14 protein-coding genes are annotated in these 16,573 nt (G+C 61.2%); 8 read left to right on the top strand and 6 right to left on the bottom strand.

Features of this window, described 5'->3' with window-relative positions; translation table 11 throughout:
• Positions 1-30: 30 nt before the first annotated feature.
• The 3 genes from IE061_RS06480 (at position 31) to IE061_RS06470 (ending at position 4,116) form a co-directional block, all read left to right on the top strand.
• Positions 31-1,197 carry an ABC transporter substrate-binding protein gene (locus IE061_RS06480; RefSeq protein WP_193461270.1) on the top strand — a complete coding sequence of 389 codons (1,167 nt, stop codon included), beginning with the start codon at positions 31-33 and terminating at the stop codon, positions 1,195-1,197.
• Between the two features lie 56 nt (positions 1,198-1,253).
• Positions 1,254-3,365 carry a methyl-accepting chemotaxis protein gene (locus tag IE061_RS06475; RefSeq protein ID WP_230478398.1) on the top strand — a complete coding sequence of 704 codons (2,112 nt, stop codon included), beginning with the start codon at positions 1,254-1,256 and terminating at the stop codon, positions 3,363-3,365.
• Between the two features lie 124 nt (positions 3,366-3,489).
• Positions 3,490-4,116 carry an SDR family oxidoreductase gene (locus IE061_RS06470; protein WP_081135194.1) on the top strand — a complete coding sequence of 209 codons (627 nt, stop codon included), beginning with the start codon at positions 3,490-3,492 and terminating at the stop codon, positions 4,114-4,116.
• Here the strand turns inward: IE061_RS06470 and IE061_RS06465 are convergent.
• Positions 4,111-4,908, bottom strand: coding sequence for a DUF1499 domain-containing protein (locus IE061_RS06465; protein ID WP_081135197.1), 798 nt, complete (start codon positions 4,906-4,908; stop codon positions 4,111-4,113). The two genes, IE061_RS06470 and IE061_RS06465, sit on opposite strands and share 6 nt — an antisense overlap.
• Positions 4,909-5,014: 106 nt before the next feature.
• Between IE061_RS06465 and IE061_RS06460 the strand changes: the two genes are divergently transcribed.
• Positions 5,015-5,395 (top strand): hypothetical protein, encoded by a 381-nt coding sequence (locus tag IE061_RS06460; RefSeq protein ID WP_373294950.1) that lies wholly within the window; start codon positions 5,015-5,017, stop codon positions 5,393-5,395.
• Position 5,396: 1 nt separating this feature from the next.
• Here the strand turns inward: IE061_RS06460 and IE061_RS06455 are convergent, their stop codons facing one another.
• On the bottom strand, positions 5,397-5,609 hold the full coding sequence (locus tag IE061_RS06455; protein ID WP_016916469.1) for a DUF3820 family protein: 213 nt from the start codon (positions 5,607-5,609) through the stop codon (positions 5,397-5,399).
• A 148-nt stretch (positions 5,610-5,757) separates the two neighbouring features.
• Between IE061_RS06455 and mqo the strand changes: the two genes are divergently transcribed.
• Positions 5,758-7,446 carry a malate dehydrogenase (quinone) gene (mqo, locus tag IE061_RS06450; RefSeq protein WP_026002011.1) on the top strand — a complete coding sequence of 563 codons (1,689 nt, stop codon included), beginning with the start codon at positions 5,758-5,760 and terminating at the stop codon, positions 7,444-7,446.
• Positions 7,447-7,507: 61 nt separating this feature from the next.
• On the opposite strand, the gene IE061_RS06445 is transcribed toward mqo, so the two are convergent.
• Positions 7,508-8,380 (bottom strand): LysR family transcriptional regulator, encoded by an 873-nt coding sequence (locus tag IE061_RS06445; RefSeq protein ID WP_193461268.1) that lies wholly within the window; start codon positions 8,378-8,380, stop codon positions 7,508-7,510.
• 135 nt (positions 8,381-8,515) lie between these two features.
• On the opposite strand from IE061_RS06445, the gene IE061_RS06440 reads away from it, so the two are divergent.
• Positions 8,516-8,941, top strand: a complete 426-nt coding sequence (locus IE061_RS06440; protein ID WP_081135203.1) for a VOC family protein — start codon at positions 8,516-8,518, stop codon at positions 8,939-8,941.
• Positions 8,942-8,970: 29 nt separating this feature from the next.
• Here IE061_RS06440 and IE061_RS06435 read toward each other — a convergent pair whose 3' ends face one another.
• On the bottom strand, positions 8,971-9,864 hold the full coding sequence (locus IE061_RS06435; protein ID WP_016916473.1) for an AraC family transcriptional regulator: 894 nt from the start codon (positions 9,862-9,864) through the stop codon (positions 8,971-8,973).
• 197 nt (positions 9,865-10,061) lie between these two features.
• Between IE061_RS06435 and IE061_RS06430 the strand changes: the two genes are divergently transcribed.
• Both IE061_RS06430 and IE061_RS06425 read left to right on the top strand, forming a co-directional pair.
• Entirely contained in the window at positions 10,062-11,123 is a 1,062-nt protein-coding gene (locus IE061_RS06430) for an NAD(P)-dependent alcohol dehydrogenase (RefSeq protein WP_193461267.1), read from the top strand.
• A gap of 167 nt (positions 11,124-11,290) precedes the next feature.
• Positions 11,291-12,952, top strand: coding sequence for a methyl-accepting chemotaxis protein (locus tag IE061_RS06425; RefSeq protein ID WP_193461266.1), 1,662 nt, complete (start codon positions 11,291-11,293; stop codon positions 12,950-12,952).
• A 58-nt stretch (positions 12,953-13,010) separates the two neighbouring features.
• On the opposite strand, the gene IE061_RS06420 is transcribed toward IE061_RS06425, so the two are convergent.
• Both IE061_RS06420 and IE061_RS06415 read right to left on the bottom strand, forming a co-directional pair.
• Positions 13,011-13,778, bottom strand: coding sequence for a class I SAM-dependent methyltransferase (locus IE061_RS06420; RefSeq protein WP_081135209.1), 768 nt, complete (start codon positions 13,776-13,778; stop codon positions 13,011-13,013).
• 138 nt (positions 13,779-13,916) lie between these two features.
• Entirely contained in the window at positions 13,917-16,358 is a 2,442-nt protein-coding gene (locus IE061_RS06415; RefSeq protein ID WP_193461265.1) for a membrane-bound PQQ-dependent dehydrogenase, glucose/quinate/shikimate family, read from the bottom strand.
• Positions 16,359-16,573: the final 215 nt, after the last annotated feature.

Raw genomic sequence — 16,573 nt, 5'->3', positions numbered from 1 at the left:
GATGAAAGGCTAAACCCTGAGGATAAAAAAATGAAAATATCACGAGTATTGGTATTGCTGGCATGGGGGCTGGTGTCGCCCGTGGCGGCAGCGGAGTTGAAAGTAGGCATCGTTGCGCCGCTGAGTGGTGCAGCCGCTCCCTTGGGGATCGGCATGCAGCAGGGTATCGAGGCTTATTTTGCCAAAGTAAATGCCGAAGGTGGCGTCAACGGGCAGTCGCTGGTACTGCAAGCCTTCGACGATCAATACTCGCCGCTACCCGCCGCCGCGCATACCCGGCAGCTGATCAGTGATAGCTCCCTGCTGGCGGCCATCGGTAACGTCGGCACGCCCACTGCTGCCGTGACCATCCCCATCCATAACCAGCACAGCACGCTGCTGTACGGCGCCTTTACCGGCGCGGGTATCTTGCGTCGTTCACCCCCCGACCGCTATGTGATCAACTACCGAGCAAGCTATGTGCAGGAAACCGCCGCCATGGTGGCGGGGCTATTGGAAGCGGGTATCCAGCCCGAAGAGATCGCCTTTTTCACGCAGAACGACAGCTTTGGTGATGCAGGTTACAATGGCGCGCTGCGCGCCTTGCACGAAGAGGGCTTCACCGACACCTCACAGCTGGCCCACGGCCGTTTTACACGCGGTACCCGCAATGTTCACCAAGGGCTGGCAACCATTCTTCAGGCACCTGTCGTGCCTCGTGCGGTGATCATTGTCGGCACCTTTGGCCCCGCTGCCGATTTTATCCGCGAAGCGCGTCAGGACCTGCCGGATAGCGTGTTTCTGAACGTCTCTTTCGTGGGTAGCCAGGCCCTGCTGGAGGCGCTGGGGCCACTGGCCGAAGGCGTGATCGTGACTCAGGTCGTGCCGCCACTGGATGCTGATCTGCCAGCCGTGGAAGAGTACCGCCAGGCGTTGGCAGCGCATGTGCCCGGCAGCGAGCCGGATTTCATCTCGCTGGAGGGATATCTGGCCGCCAAGCTGTTCGTGGAAGGGGTGAAAGCCGCCGGTGAAAACCCGGATAGGCAAGCCATCGTGGAAGGCTTGCTGGGCTTGGGTACCATCGATATTGGCGTGGGTGAGCCGCTGACCCTGGGGGAAGGAGACCATCAGGCCAGCGATGCCGTGTGGGCAACCGTCATTCGTAACGGCCAGTTCGAGCCGGTCGATTGGGCGAACGTCGCAGCATCCTTTGAATAGCATAACCTCTGACACAGCGAATACCCCTGATGAAAAAGACGATAAGCATACGAGCCATGCTCATTAGCCTATTCGCGGCCGCCGTTTTGGGCGCGGTGGTACTGGCAGGCACTGGCTGGATGACCAATCAGCGGTTGATCAACGTCCAGCACCTGATCACCAGCGATGTACTTCCTTTGCAGGATGCCAGCCGCAGCATGGTGCTGACCATGGGCGCGTTTGGTCAGCGCCATGCCGACCTGCTGGCGGCCGACAGCGTGGAAGAGCTGGACAGCGTGACGTCGCGTAGTGCGTTGAACGAACGCTTTGCCAGCGCACGAGATGGATTGGAGCGCAGTAGCCAATCGGCGCTATCGAGCCAGCTGAGTGCGCTGGATACCCACTATCAGAGTTTGCTGGCGGGTGATGAAACACTGGAAGGGGTACGGCGTGACGTCTTGAGCCTGTCTGCACAAATGGCGGAGCAGCTGCAGAGGATGCAGACCGCCATCACCACGGTGATGCACAGCGCTGAAGACATTGCCGGCCGCACGGCGCTGGCGCAGGTTCGTGAAGAGCGTCGTCAGCGTGAGCTGATGGAAGCCTGGCGTGAAGAGGGCACGACCACGCTACCCACGCAGCTGCTGGATACCATGTTCGCCTCTAGGGTGGACATTGGTCGCTTGAGCGGTAATGCGCGTATGGCGCTGGCCACCTTGTCAGATCTGGGGCGCCAGATGAGGCAGGTGGAGAGTGTGGATGCGCTGGTCAATTTGCGTACCAATGAAATCGCCCAGCAGGTGACGCTGGCGCGCCAGTCGCTGGCCGCCATCGCGGAGGCGCCGAGTACTACCGTCGAACAGCGTGCGCTGATCGGTGAGCTGGACTCGGTGATTGCTGACCTGAACGCGCTGATGGTGGAAGATGCCAACTCCGTTTACGCATTGCGTCAACAGCAGCTTGCCCAACGGGAGCAGGTACAGACGGCTCTCACGAGCGTTGCGCAGGCGTCCAGCGAGATGCGCGACGTGCTGAACGATATCGAATCCTACACCGTCGAGCGTGCCGCCAGTGCCAGCAGCGAAGCGGAAACGTTGGCCAACGCTGGCCGTACGCTGCTAGTGATGGTCACGTTGGCCGTCATCAGCGTGCTGGCCATTTTTGGTTGGCGCACGCTGGTGCGGGTACTGGGTCCGTTGGTCGCCATGCGCCGTCAAATGGAAAGCATCAGCGGTGCTGCGGGTGAAAATGCCGACCTCTCCATGCGTCTGGCGCTGGCCCACAATGATGAAGCAGGGCAAACCGCCCAGGCGTTCAATCAGATGATGGACACCTTCGAAGCCATGGTGGCGCAGATTCGTGAAAGTGCCGAAGCCATTGCTGCCAGTAGCCGCCAGATTGCTGCTGGCAACGAGAACCTGTCTCAGCGTACCGACCAGCAGGCGGCTTCGTTGGCAGAAACCGCGTCCAGCCTCGAACAGATTACCGCCACGGTCAAACAGACGGCGGACTACGCCGACCAGGCCAAGGATGCCAGCACCAACGTCGATGGCCGGGCGCGCTCAGCCGGGGATGTGGCCCAGCGTACCACTGCAGCCATGAGCGACATCCGCCAGGCCAGCGAGAAAATCACCTCGATCATCAAGGCCATCGACGATATCGCCTTCCAGACCAACCTGCTGGCCCTGAATGCGTCGGTCGAGGCGGCCCGCGCGGGAGAACAAGGGCGTGGGTTTGCGGTGGTCGCCCAGGAAGTTCGCAAGCTGGCAGGGCGCAGCGCTGAAGAGGCCGCCCAGATTCGCCATCTGGTCGACGACAGCGTGCAAAAAGTCAGTGAAGGCGAGCAGCTGGTGACGGCCTCCAGCCAGCACCTGCAAGAGATCATCGACAGCCTCACCGAGGTCACCCGTTATGTAACCGAGATCGCCGATGCCACCAAAGAGCAGTCAGCCGGCATCGATCAGATCAATCAGGCGATTTCGCAGCTGGATCAGGTGACTCACCAGAACGCGCGCCTGGTTCAGGAGGCCACCACGGCAAGCCACACGCTGGATGAGCGTGCGGGTGACATGCACTCCCTGGTCAGCCGCTTTCAGGTGAGCCACGATGCCGGGCGTCAGCCTGTAGCGCTGCCCTCGCAGTCTCGGTCTCAACTACAGCCACAGCCACAGCCCGCCCGCTTGAAATAGCCGGTTCTCCACGGCCCCTTCCTCGACAGCGAACGCCCCGGCGTTCGCTGTTTGCATGTCAAACGGTTGAACTTTAACGCGCTTGCCTACACTGATAAGGAGTGACCAAAGACGAGGAGGCAAGATGACGACGCTAGTGATAGGTGCCAATGGCCAAATTGGTCAGCAGTTTTGTGCTCTGGCCAAACAGGCAGGCACGCCCATCAAGGCGATGATCCGTCATCAGGAGCAGGCGGCATGGTTCGAAGAGCGCGGCATTCCCACCGTCATCGCCGACCTGGAAGGTGAGCTGGAGCATGCCTTCGAAGGGTGCGACCAGGTCGTGTTCACCGCAGGATCCGGGCCGCATACCGGGCCGGACAAAACCCTGTTGATCGACCTGTTCGGCGCCATCCGCGCGGCGGATATCGCCAGCCAGCGCGGGCTGTCACGCTATATCATGGTCAGTGCGCTGCGCGCTGAAAAACCTCTGGAAGCCCCGCAGAACATGCGCCCCTATATGGCGGCCAAGTTCGCTGCCGATGCGCACCTGCGCCGTAGCAATATCTCCTACGTGATTCTCAAGCCGGGGCGGCTCACCGATGATGCCCCCAGCCACAAGTTTGCCAGTAGTGTCGAAGAAGCCGGTGATAATCGCATCTCGCGTGCCAATGTCGCCCATGCCCTGCTGAGAGTCGTGCAGACTCCCTCGATCATTGACCGCGACATCACCCTGCTGGATGGCAAGCGGCCCATCGATACGTTGCTATAGCGTGCCACCCAAGCGTTCACGCAGGTCGGCCATGAAGGTCTCGATGCGCAGTGCGTTGGTGCCCACGTCGCTGGCGCCCAGGCGAGAGGCCGAACGCATGTCCACTTGCGTGCCCGAAGCCAGTTCGGTCAAGCGAATCACCACATCGTCCTCGAAGCCAAACCAGCGAGTAGTGGCTGTGGCCTCCAGCCGGTCTGAGGAGATGTCGGCAATCTGCCAGCCCGCAGCCTCGACTTCCGCCTGTACCGCCGCCAGCACAGTAGTGGCGTCAGCCTCCACCTGCAGCGGCTGAATCTGAGGGTAGGCGGCCTGCTGCTGCCGTGCCGTGGCTTCGCCCGGGTAGTCGACAGCATTGGGGGCAGCCTCGCGGGCTTCACGAAGGGCCAAAAAAGCCGGTGGGTTCTGTGTATCGGTGGTGATGTCATGTATGACAGGTGCCTGCTGGGCACGTTGCCACTGCTGCCAAGGTAAATAAAGCAGTGCCGCCGTGGCCAGCAGGACGAGCAGTGCCGCGCTGGCGGTGCCTGCCCGTCTAGTGACGGCACTGATGAGCAGCGCCAGCACGCTCAAGGCCAGCGCGGCCATGGCCGTGAACACGCCATTGCGCAGCAACGTAAATGCCTCGCCCAGCCCTACCCATTGCCAGCGATATGCCGGGCCAGCGACGGCCATCATGGCCACGGCCGCCAACAGCGCCACCAGGCTCAGCCAGACCAGCGCGCTGGGCCAGCGGCTTTTGTTGCGTGTACGGTTGAATGATCTGGTGGATGTTCTTGTGAATGTTCTGGTCATCCCTTTCCCCTTGGCAACATGACGTGTCTGCCCAGCATAGCCAGCGATGTGGTAGCGTGGCTACTTTTCCCGCCTGATCCAGGATGCCGCCATGAGGGACGCTGACATGCACTCAACCAGACACTCTCCATCGGAGGTGACCGCCATGCAGGCAACGGCTTTGCTCGCCTGCCGAGTGCGCGCGCTGCTCGAGCAAGCGCCTCGGCAGGCCCTGCCCATGACCTACCAGCAAGTGGCGGCTGCCCTGGGGCTCACCCCGCCGGGCACCATTGCGCAAGTGGCCAATGCGCTTGAATGGCTCATGGAGGAGGACGTGGCGGCAGGGCGGCCTCTGGTCGCGGCGTTGGTCATCAGTCGGCGTGGCGAGGATCGTCCGGCCCGTGGATTTTTCGAAAAGGCCGTGGCGCTGGGTCGCTTTCCGCAGGACCCCGCGACCCATGCACAGCACTACCTGGCCGAGCGCGAGGAGGCCATGAATCGCCGTTGACTCACGCCTTGCGCAGCGGGTCGAGCAGGCCACTCAGGCCGTTATGGTCGATTTCATGCATCAAGTGCAGCAAGTGGCCAATCTCCCCGGTGGGAAAGCCCTCCCGGGCAAACCAGTTGAGGTAGGGGCCCGGTAAATCAGCTATCAGCCATCCTTCGTACTTACCAAAGGGCATTTTGCGTGAGACCAGCTTTTCGAGGTCTTCGGGTTTCATACGTTAATTCCTTTCATTCTCATTTAAGCGTTCTTTTATGTTTCCGCGCCCGCGGTTTTTTGTTAGACTTTCGTCGACAATATACCCCCCCTCGACGCTGGGCGCTCACTGCTCCGGCACGTCATTTCTGTATCGTCAGGGACATGACATGCAAAAACGTTTAAGTCTTTTACTCTGCTCGCCGCTGCTGGCGCTTGCAGCAATGCCCGTGTCGGCCGATGAACCGGTCGATGTCCTGCTGATTGGTGGCGGCATCATGAGCGCCACGCTGGGCACCTATCTCCAGGAGCTGGAGCCGGAGTGGAGCATACACCTCTACGAACGGCTGGACGAAGTCGCCGCTGAAAGCTCCAACGGCTGGAACAACGCCGGTACCGGGCACTCGGCTTTCTGCGAAATGAACTATACCCCCGAGCAACCTGACGGCAGCGTGGCCATCGAGCGTGCGGTCAACGTGACCGAACAGTTCGAGGTGTCTCGCCAGTTCTGGGCGCACCAGGTGGACCGTGGCATGCTCGGCGAGCCAGGCTCGTTCATCAACACCTCTCCCCATTTGAGCCTGGTATGGGGTGAAGACGACGTGGCGTTCCTGCGCGAGCGTCACGCCACCATGGTACAGAACCCACTCTACGCCGGGATGGAATACTCCGAAGATTGGCAGGAGCTGGCCGAGTGGATGCCGCTGGTCATGGCCGGTCGCGAGAACGACGGCACCCCGGTGGCAGCAACGCGCATGCAGATGGGCACCGAGGTGAACTACGGTGCACAAACGCGCCAGATGATCGAGTCTCTGGCCCAGGGCGACAACTTCACGCTGGGTCTGAACAGCGAAGTGCGCGGCTTCGAGCGCAATGACGACGATACCTGGCAGGTTCGTATCGCCGATTTGGCCAGCGGTGATGAGTTCACCGTCGATGCGCGTTTCGTCTTCATCGGTGCGGGCGGTGCGGCGCTGCCGCTGCTGCAGGAAACCGGCATTCCTGAAGTGGAAGGCTACGGCGGCTTCCCGGTGGGCGGCCAGTTCCTCTACACCACCAACCCGGACGTTGTGTCTCAGCACTTGGTGAAAGTGTATGGCAAGGCCGGTGAAGGCTCACCGCCCATGTCGGTGCCTCACCTGGACATCCGCTATCTGGACGGTGAACCCGCGCTGTTCTTTGGCCCGTTTGCCACGTTCTCCAGCAAGTTCCTGAAAGAGGGCTCCTGGACCGACCTGTTCGGCTCCATGACGCTGAACAACACCTGGCCGATGATGCAGGTCGGGGTCGATAACTTTGATCTCGTGCGCTATCTGGTCAGCCAGGTGATGATGTCGGAAGAAGATCGTTTCGAAGCCCTGCAGGACTTCTACCCGGAAGCCAACCCCGATGACTGGTCGCTGTGGACAGCGGGCCAACGCGTGCAGATCATTCGTGACGATGAAGAGCAGGGCGGTGTGCTGCAGTTTGGTACCGAAATCATCAGCTCTGCCGATGGCAGCATGTCGGCGCTGCTGGGTGCCTCGCCTGGCGCTTCCACCGCTCCGTCGATCATGCTGAACCTGCTGGGGCGTGTGTTCCCCGAACAGGTAGCTAGCGAGGAGTGGCAGTCTACCCTGACCGCTATCGTGCCGTCCTACGGCCAGAAACTGGCGGAAAATCCGGAGCTGCTGCGTGACGTGCGTGCCTATACGGCACAAACCCTGCAGCTTGACGAGCCCATGAACCTGCAGGCGGGTGATGCCGTCGAGGCCAGTGACGTCGAAGAGGCCGCTGACGAGGCGGAGCAGGAAGCCGAGCCCGCTGACGAAGCGGAAGCTCAGGACAGCGAGCAGGAAGAAGAGGTAACGCAGGCGTAAGTACAACGCCTGTCGTTGGTCGATACAACGCCAGCCTTCGGGCTGGCGTTGTGCGTTTTATTCAGCCCTGGGGTGCGTATTCCATCAGTAACACGGTCAGGGCGCGGGCGGCCTCGTGGCCTGGGCTATCGCCGCGATACACCACTCCGATGTCCCGGTGAAAGGTGTGCTCATCGAGGCTGACTGCCCTGATGCCGCTGGGCCAGTGGTCGAGGGCACGAGGCTCTGGCACCAGCGCCACGCCCACGCCGTTGGCCACCAGCCGAACGATGGCATCCAGCTCATCGACTTCACACACATCGCGCACCTGGCAGTGCTGATCGCGCAAGAAGCGCTCGACCTGCCGCCCCCCAAAGGATGTCCGGTCGTAACGCACGAACGGATGACGCTCCAGCAATGCTCGCCAATCGCTCCCTGACCAGCCCTGCGGTACCAACAGGCGAAAGCGTTCATGGGCCAGTGGCTGCCAGCGCAGGTCGCTATGCAGCGAGAAAGGCGGCCGAATGATCACGGCCATGTCGAGCTCTCCTGCGTCCACTTGGCTCATCAGCCCCAGTGACAGCCCAGGGACCACCCGGCTGCGGCAGTGGGGAAAGTGACGGTGAAAATGTGCCAGCACGTCCGGCAGCAGCGTACGTTGATACGAGGCAATGGCGCCTAGCGTGATGAGCGTGCCGGGTGCCTGGTCGGTGCCTGCTGCTCCCAGCGTTCGGTACAGCGCCAGCAGGGCGCGGGCTTGCTGCAGGGTGGCCTGGCCCTGCGAGGTGAGGACGGCATTGCGACCGCTGCGCTCGAATAGTGTGACCCCCAGCTCCGCTTCCAGGCGCTTCATCTGGGCGCTGACGGCCGCCTGGGTCAGCCCGGTCTGCTGTCCGGCAGCGGCAAAAGTGCCGTGCTGGGCCACGGCGACAAGCGTTTTAAGCTCACGAATCATGATCGGTAACTCATCAATATTTTTTGTGAGTTTATCAAAAAACAATTGATTTTATTTTTGCATGGCGGCTTTTAGGATGGCTGAACCAACCCTAAACGCAGCACATCGCGGCATACCCGATAACAGGAGCTTCTCATGAGCCTTTCCCCTTTCCACCTGGCAATCCCCGTTTACGATGTGCCGCTGGCACGCGCTTTCTACAACGATGTCTTTGGTCTGGAAGAGGGGCGCTCCAGTGACCACTGGGTGGATTTCAACTTCTTTGGCCACCAGCTGGTGATTCACGAGCATCCCAAGACGCCTGGGCAGGAAAGCGCGCATACCAACCCGGTGGATGGCCACAATGTGCCGGTACCGCATTTTGGTGTCATCCTGGAGTGGGATGAGTGGGAAACGCTGGCCGAGCGCCTGAAAGCCCGCGATACCGATTTCGTGATCGAGCCCTATATCCGCTTCAAGGGAGAAGTGGGTGAACAGGCCACCATGTTCCTGCTCGACCCCTGCGGCAATGCGCTGGAGTTCAAGGCGTTCAAGGACAAGAGCCAGATTTTTGCCAAATAAGCGCACTTGGGTCGCCGACAGGGCGCTTGTCAGGCGCCCATGGCCTGCTCCTGTCGGCGATGCTGTAGCGGTGGCTCGCCAAAGTAACGCTTATAGTCGCGGCTGAACTGAGGCACGCTGCGGTAGCCGACGGCCAGGGCGGTCTGGTTGACGTTATGGCGGTCCTGCCGCAATAGCTGCTGAGCCTTCAATAGCCGCAGCCGCTTCACGTACTGCGCTGGGGAAGCCCGGGTGATCTGCTTGAAGTGCTGATGAAAGGTCGAGACGCTCATGTTGGCCTGCTGGGCCAGCTGTTCCACCGAAAACGGATCGGCAAAATGAGCATGCAGGTGGGAAAGCACCTGCACGATTCTCGCATAGTGGCCATGGCCGCTGACCAGCGCGCGTAGCGCTTGCCCCTGCTCCCCCTTGAGCGCTTCGAACACCACATCACGTATACGCGCTGCCCCCATGATGCGGCACTCCACTTCGTCGTGCAGGGTGTGAGCAAGCCGCAGAACCGCAGCCTGCATGCCTTCGTTCATGGCCACCGAGGCCATGGGTCTGGGGGTTTTTACGAGCGGCCCTTGTTCGCCCATGGCGGTGACCAGCTCGTTGAGCAGCGCGGGGTCCAGAGAGACCGAAATACCCAGCAGCGGCGCCTCTTCGGAGCCGTGTGTTTCGCACTCGAAAGGCAGCGGCAGGGTCTGAACGAGATAGTGTCCAGGGTTGTAGTGAATCTCGCGGTCACCCAGGTAACCGATCTTTCGCCCTTGGGCAATGATCGTCAGCCCCGGTTCGTACATGAGCGGGGTGCGCGGCTGATGCCGTTTCAGGTACAGCAGGCTGACCCGTGGCAGAGCCGAGGCGTTCATTCCTTCCCGTCGAATCAAGGGAAAAAGGCACTGAGCGAGGGCGTTGCCCGCAGCGGTGTTGGTGGCCATGGGGGCTCCATAGGCGAGACTGTCATCAGTTTGTTTAGGACAATTGTGACTTTTTTGCGCGCGTTTTTGTTATTTTATTACGCCTTTATGGAGAAATAGGCAAAAAAATCGGAGCTTCGTTCATCGCTAACCGCGGCGGTACGGCCAATAATGGAGACTTCTCTCGCATGGGCGGGATGCCTTACCAAGGAGTTTCCATGAGCCAGGCAAAATCGTACGCCGCGTTTTCCGCCGACAAACCCCTCGCGCCGTTTACCTTTGAACGTCGTTCGCCCCGTGCCGACGACGTTGCCATCGAAATTCTCTACTGTGGCGTATGCCACAGCGACCTGCACTTTGCGCGTAACGACTGGGGCATGAGCCAATACCCCGTCGTGCCCGGCCACGAGATCGTCGGCCGCGTGACCGCCGTGGGCAGCGACGTGAGCCGCTTCCAGATAGGCGATTTGGTAGGGGTGGGCTGTATGGTCGATTCCTGCCGCACCTGTTCGGCCTGCCAGGAGGGCGTAGAGCAATACTGCCTGGAAGGCTTCACCATGACCTACGGTAGCCCCGACCGTCAGGATGGCACCCTGACTCAGGGCGGCTATTCCGATGCCATCTTGGTGAGCGAGCATTTCGTGCTCAAGATGCCTGACGGTATCGATCTGGCCTCGGCAGCGCCTATCCTGTGCGCCGGTATCACTACCTACTCACCGCTGAAGCATTTCGGGGTAGGTAAAGGGCACAAGATCGGGGTGATTGGCATGGGTGGCCTGGGCCATATGGGCGTGAAGCTGGCCAAGGCGCTGGGCGCAGAAGTCACGGTATTTACCCGTTCCGACGCCAAGGTAGAGGAAGCCAAGCGAAACGGTGCTGACCACGTGGTGGTGTCCAGCGACCCGGCGCAAATGGAGGCCGTGGCAGAGACCTACGACTTCATGCTGGACACCGTGCCGGTACAGCATGACCTCAACCCCTACCTGGCCGCGCTCAAGTACAACGGGACGCATATCATCGTCGGGTTGCTGGAGCCCATCGAGCCGACCATCGAAGCGTTCAATCTGGTCTTCAAACGCCGCGTGGTGGCTGGTTCACTGATCGGCGGGATTGCCGAAACGGAAGAGCTTTTGCAGCTGTGCGCCGACCAGAACATCACCTGTGATATCGAAATGCTGGATATCAACGACATCAACGAAGGTTTCGAGCGCATGGAAAAAGGTGACGTGCGTTACCGCTTCGTGATCGATATGGCCACGTTGAAAAACACACCCGCTTAAGTGGCCTTCGCTGGATACAGCCCGCTCCTGTTGGAGTGGGCTTTTTTGTTTATCGCATAGATGAAAATGGTTGATACATAAGTCGTAGAGGTGCCGTTTTTTCACGTGGATTGTTTTACTCTGCGCTTGAGCAGCGCCATAACAAATAAGCACAAGGGAACTCACTCATGAAGCATCTCTCGATAAAATGGAGCCTGACGGCTGCCCTCGCGGTGCTGGTGGTGATGATTGGCCTGATCAGTGGGCTGGGTTTTTACGCCAATACCAACAGCGGCCAGGCACTTGCCGAAATCAACAATACCAACGTCAGGCTGGTCAATCTGGCCAACCGAATGCAGGTCAACGCGTTACGTGCGCAGACCTTTCTCGACCGTTCGGCCAGCTTCAGCACCATGGGCAACCCTGAAAGAGGCCAGGAAAGCCTGGAGCAGGCGGCCGAAGCAACGTTGGCGGCCCAGCGCTATTTTGAAGAATTCTCTGCCGTTGCCGTGGACCCAGCAAGCGAGCTGGCCCGCCACAGTGAAGCGGTGAGCGAAGCCTACCAGGCCTTTGTAGTGGAAGGGCTGGAGCCCTTATTGAATGCGCCGCCGTTCCAAATCCAGCGCCGCCAGGTCGCACTTGGCGAGCAGAGTGCGGCGCTGGACAGCGCCATGGGTAACTTTGTGGCCTATACCGAGTCGCGTGGTCAGCAGGTGATGCAGCAGGTGGAGCGCGTAGCGACCTGGGTCGGTGCCATTGCCATTGGCCTGCTGCTGTTCTCACTGGTAGCGGCGCTGGTCATTCGTATTGCCATGGTGCGAGGGGTGGTCACTCCGTTGCGCCAGGCGCTCGACCACTTTGCGCGTATTGCCGATGGCGACCTGACCGGCCGCATCGAAGACCGCGGTCGTAACGAGATCGGTCAGCTGTTCATTGGGCTAGCCGCCATGCAGGAAAAACTCAAGACGCTGGTCCTCTCCCTGCGCAGCAGCAGTGAACACGTTTACAGCGGGGCCAGCGAGATTTCCACGGGCAGCCAGGATCTCTCCTCGCGTACCGAGCAGCAGGCCGCTGCGCTTCAGCAAACCGCGTCCAGCATGGAGCAGAGGGCGACCACGGTGGGCACCAACGCAGATATCGCCCAGCAGGCCGACCAGCTCTCCGTGGCAGCCTCGCAATCGGCCGAACGCAGCGGTGAGGAGGTCGAGCGGACCGTGCAGCTGATGCGCGAGATTGCCGCCAGTGCCGACAGGGTGAACGATATCATTGGCGTGATCGACTCGATTGCCTTCCAGACCAATATCCTGGCGCTGAATGCCTCTGTGGAGGCGGCCCGAGCCGGTGAGCAGGGACGCGGCTTTGCCGTGGTGGCCAGTGAGGTGCGTTCTCTCGCCACCCGCAGTGCTGAGTCGGCCAAGGAGATTCGCGGCCTCATCGAGCAAACCACGACGCAAATCACCAGCGGTGCCAGTCAGGCCGAACGTAGCGGGCAAACCATCTATCAGACGGTGGACGCCATTCGTCAGGTCACCACGCTGGTGGGTGAAATTTCCACGGCAACCCGTGAGCAGAGCGGAGGGATCGAGCAGATCAATGCGGCGTTGACTGAAATGGATTCGGTGACCCAGCAGAACGCGGCGCTCGTCCAGGAAACCAGCGCGGCGGCCACGGCCCTGGAGGGTCAGGCCAGCGGCCTGGCAGAATTGATCTCCACCTTCCGGCTGGCCGCTGGCGAGCAGCTGTCGCCTGCGCCACAGGAGCCAGCGCCCTCCCTGACTCGGCAAGCGGCAGGGCAGGCGCCTACGGCCAAATCTACCCAGTCACAGCAGGACGAGTGGGACGAGTTCTAAAAAGGAAGGTCATAGAACGCCCCCTGAGCGCACGACGTGCTCAGGGGGCGTTGTTCATTCAGGCGTGAGCCACCACGCGCAGGCGTACGTAATCGGCGGTCCAGTTGCCGTGCCCATCGCTCAGACTGTGCGACAGCAGGTTGACGGTATGATCGAACACGGCGTCTCTCAGGTCATCATCCAGACCGTGAAAGAACGGGCTGGCAAAGGTGTCCAGCCAGTTGGCCATGCCTTTGGGCAGCGGCGTAGGGCGCGGGATGAGTTCGATGTTGTCGATGCGGAACCCCACGGTTTGCAGCAGGTTGGCGTAATCCTCTGCCGTCGGGAAATACCAGGGGTGACGCCCTTTGGAGCTGATCCCACGGAACTGCAGCGAGGCAATCAGCGCGGTGCAAATGGCCGCCACGTTACCGTGTCCACCAAACTCGGCCACAAAGCGCCCCCCGGGCTTGAGGGCCCGCTTGACGCCGGCCAGCACGGCCTGAGGGTCGAGCATCCAGTGCAGGGCGGCATTGCTGAAAACCGCATCGAACTCGTGGTCGAAAGGCAGCTGGTGACCATCGACTACCCTGGCCGTTACGCCGCGCTGCTGCGCTGCTTCGACCATTTCCGCCGACGCATCGACGCCCAGCACGGTCGCGCCCAGCTGCATGATGCGCTCGCTCAATACGCCATCACCGCAGCCCAGGTCCAGAATGCGCTCACCCGGCTGAGGAGAGAGCAGTTTGAGCACCTCGTGGCCCAGCTTGGGCACGAAAGGTGCGTTTTCCGCGTACTGGCTAGCATTCCATGCTTGCCCAGGCGGTGTATGTGAGGCGTTTGTCATGGCGGCATCCTGTCTTCGTTATTCAGTGGTACGATTATTCAGAGTGAAACACTCTATTAGAATAACGCTTCTTGCAGTATAGCCATCCGCTGGATAAGCCCCAGGCAGTGCGTACATTTTTCACGCTAACCCTGCCCATCATTCGGGCAGGGCGAAGGCCATGACGCTATCGCCCAGCGTGGTTTCCGATTGGAAAGAGCCGCCTGCGGCGATCACCACATACTGGCGTCCCTGGTGCACGTAGGTCATGGGGTTGGCCTGCCCGCCTGCAGGCAGGCGCTGTTCCCATATCAGCTCGCCGGTCGCGCTGTCGAAGCCGCGCAGGTAATCGTCCATGGCGGCCCCAATGAAGGTCATGCCCCCTTGGGTGGCCAACGGGCCCCCGCTAGTGGGGGCGCCCACCGTCATCTTGAGGCGCGAGGGAATGCCCAGCGGCCCCTGGTCCATGCTGGTGCCCAGCGGGCGTGACCAGACGATCTCGCCGCTGTTCAGGTCGGTGGCGCTCAGAAAGCCCCAGGGTGGCGCCGTACACGGCATGTCCAGTGGAGAGAGCCAGGCACCGCGCTCCGCCGCCACCGGTGCGCCCAGCATGGGCTGGGCCTGCTGGTCGATGTAGCTGGCATCCTGAGCACCAATGGGGGCAATGTTATCCATGGTATCGGCTTCTTCACGGGGGTAGAGCACCACCTGCGAGGGCATGCGGTTGTTGTTCACGATCATCAGTTGGCGCGTGGGGTCGAACGAGGCGCTGCCCCAGTTGATGCCGCCCAGGATGCCAGGAAACTGCAGCATGCCGCCCTCCTCCAGGGTGGGAGGGGTAAACATGCCCTCGTAGCGCATGCGCTGAAACTCGATGCGGCAGTAGAGGTGGTCCAGGGGCGTCGTGCCCCAGGTATGCGCCCCGGTCAAGCGTTCGACTTCCTGCCCTGGCAGTGAGCCAAAGTTGGGCATGTCTGGTGAAAAAGGCTGTACCGGCGAGGTCCAATCTCCTTCGATGGCTCCTTGGGGCACGGCGCGCTCCTCGATGCTGCGCAGGGGTTCACCGGTTTCACGGTCGAAGACGAACACCTGCCCATATTTGGTGGCTTGTACCACGGCGGCTCTGGGGCCTTCCTCGGTGGGGAAGTCGATCAGCGCTGGTTGCGCCCCCAGGTCGTAATCCCATAAATCATGTATCACGGTGGTGAATTTCCAGGCGACGTCGCCGGAGTCGGCTTCCACGGCGACCAGCGATGCAGTGAAGGCATCCTCCTCGGGCGAGCGGTCGCCGCCATATTGGTCATTGGTAGGGTTGCCGGTGGGCAGGTAGACCAGCCCCAGGGCTTCATCCGCGGTGATGGCCGCCCACACGTTGGGGGTGCCGCGCGGGTACACTTCACCGGGTTCGGGCTGTTGATCGGGAGTCGTCCAGACCGCGTCCCAGGTCCACTGCCACTCGCCCGTCAGGGCATGGTAGGACCTAACGGCGCCGGAAGGGCCGTCCCGGCGCTGATTGTCGGTCACCTGATGCCCTACGATCACACTGTCGTTGACCACGGTAGGGCCCGACGTATTGGAGAGATAGCCCGGTGCCTGCGGGTCCATGAACTCATACAGGTCCACGGTTCCCTGCTGGCCGAAATCGGTGCACTGAGAGCCATCATCGGCATTCAGGGCCATCAGGCGTCCATCCATGGTGCCCATCAGCAGACGGCGCGGGCACTGGGTCGTGGGGTCGTCGGTTTCATGGTATGCCAGCGAGCGGCAGGCGGCAGAAAAGACATGCTCCAGCGCATCGCGGTCGACCTGTGGGTCGAAATGCCACTGCTGCTCGCCGTTGCCGGGGTCCAGTGCAAACACCTGGTTGCTCTGGGTACAAACATAGACGCTGTTGCCCACTTTCAGCGGTGTATTCTGAAAGGCATAAGGTGTCGCGTCACTATGGGGAGTATCGCCGGTATTGAAGGTCCAGGCCTCGCTGAGCCGTGCCGCGTTGTCTGGCGTGATCTGGCTTGCCTCGGAAAACCGCCGAGCCGAAGCATCGCCGCCATAGGCCGGCCAGTCCATGGAGGTCTGTTCGTTCATGGCAGGCGGAGAGGCGCCTTCCGCCAAGCGTGCCTGCGCCGGGGAGTCGATATCCACATGACGATCCTGCAACAGCCACAGAAGTGCCAGGCCCGGCAGCGCCAGGGCGATCACTCCCGGCAGGCGTGCCCCCCAGCCAGGCTGGTGGCCGCGGTGTCGGTACAGCGCGGGCAACAGCAGCAGTGCTACCACCAGCAAACCCCACAGCACCCCCATGCGCGCCAGTAAGTCCACCTGCCAAATCGGCAGCCAGCCTTTCTGGTCGATTTCCCATAGCGACCAAGCCAGGGTCGCCAGCACCGTCGCGGCGTAGAGCCAAACGCCCGTGGGGGAGCGGCGCCATATCAGTACGGCGGCGCTCAGGATGGCAAGGCCCGCCAGCAGGAAATACCACGAGCCCCCGAGCAGAACCAGATATCCCCCTCCCACGATCATGGGCAGGCTCAGTAGCAGGAGTACGCCTGCCAGGGCGAGCATGGCCCAGACGGCCGGTCCTTTTCGATAGGTAGCGTCCATGTCTTTTCCTGTGGTGATGTGTCGGGTATTGCCTGTGTGGCGACGATACTGAATTAACCTTAGAAGAGTGAGCAGGGCTTGGCAAGTGGCAGAGGGTTGTTTAACCCATGTGGCCTGGTGAAGCTGCATTTGCCTGCCAGCGAGCCTCGCGGGTTGCCGCAAGCGGGCAAGAATGCGTTACGATTCGAGTCTTCCAATGAAGCACGCCCCCCTAC

It is taken from the genome of Vreelandella hamiltonii (genome assembly GCF_014651795.1).
Classification (GTDB): domain Bacteria; phylum Pseudomonadota; class Gammaproteobacteria; order Pseudomonadales; family Halomonadaceae; genus Vreelandella; species Vreelandella hamiltonii.
This window is presented reverse-complemented; position numbering and strand designations above follow the sequence as displayed.

What these genes read in the sequence shown, in the direction of transcription:
- IE061_RS06480 (WP_193461270.1), top strand. Translation starts at nt 31, where the DNA reads ATGAAAATATCACGAGTATTGGTATTGCTGGCATGGGGGCTGGTGTCG.
- IE061_RS06475 (WP_230478398.1), top strand. Translation starts at nt 1,254, where the DNA reads ATGCTCATTAGCCTATTCGCGGCCGCCGTTTTGGGCGCGGTGGTACTG.
- IE061_RS06470 (WP_081135194.1), top strand. Translation starts at nt 3,490, where the DNA reads ATGACGACGCTAGTGATAGGTGCCAATGGCCAAATTGGTCAGCAGTTT.
- IE061_RS06465 (WP_081135197.1), bottom strand. Translation starts at nt 4,908, where the DNA reads ATGACCAGAACATTCACAAGAACATCCACCAGATCATTCAACCGTACA.
- IE061_RS06460 (WP_373294950.1), top strand. Translation starts at nt 5,015, where the DNA reads ATGCACTCAACCAGACACTCTCCATCGGAGGTGACCGCCATGCAGGCA.
- IE061_RS06455 (WP_016916469.1), bottom strand. Translation starts at nt 5,609, where the DNA reads ATGAAACCCGAAGACCTCGAAAAGCTGGTCTCACGCAAAATGCCCTTT.
- mqo (WP_026002011.1), top strand. Translation starts at nt 5,758, where the DNA reads ATGCAAAAACGTTTAAGTCTTTTACTCTGCTCGCCGCTGCTGGCGCTT.
- IE061_RS06445 (WP_193461268.1), bottom strand. Translation starts at nt 8,380, where the DNA reads ATGATTCGTGAGCTTAAAACGCTTGTCGCCGTGGCCCAGCACGGCACT.
- IE061_RS06440 (WP_081135203.1), top strand. Translation starts at nt 8,516, where the DNA reads ATGAGCCTTTCCCCTTTCCACCTGGCAATCCCCGTTTACGATGTGCCG.
- IE061_RS06435 (WP_016916473.1), bottom strand. Translation starts at nt 9,864, where the DNA reads ATGGCCACCAACACCGCTGCGGGCAACGCCCTCGCTCAGTGCCTTTTT.
- IE061_RS06430 (WP_193461267.1), top strand. Translation starts at nt 10,062, where the DNA reads ATGAGCCAGGCAAAATCGTACGCCGCGTTTTCCGCCGACAAACCCCTC.
- IE061_RS06425 (WP_193461266.1), top strand. Translation starts at nt 11,291, where the DNA reads ATGAAGCATCTCTCGATAAAATGGAGCCTGACGGCTGCCCTCGCGGTG.
- IE061_RS06420 (WP_081135209.1), bottom strand. Translation starts at nt 13,778, where the DNA reads ATGACAAACGCCTCACATACACCGCCTGGGCAAGCATGGAATGCTAGC.
- IE061_RS06415 (WP_193461265.1), bottom strand. Translation starts at nt 16,358, where the DNA reads ATGGACGCTACCTATCGAAAAGGACCGGCCGTCTGGGCCATGCTCGCC.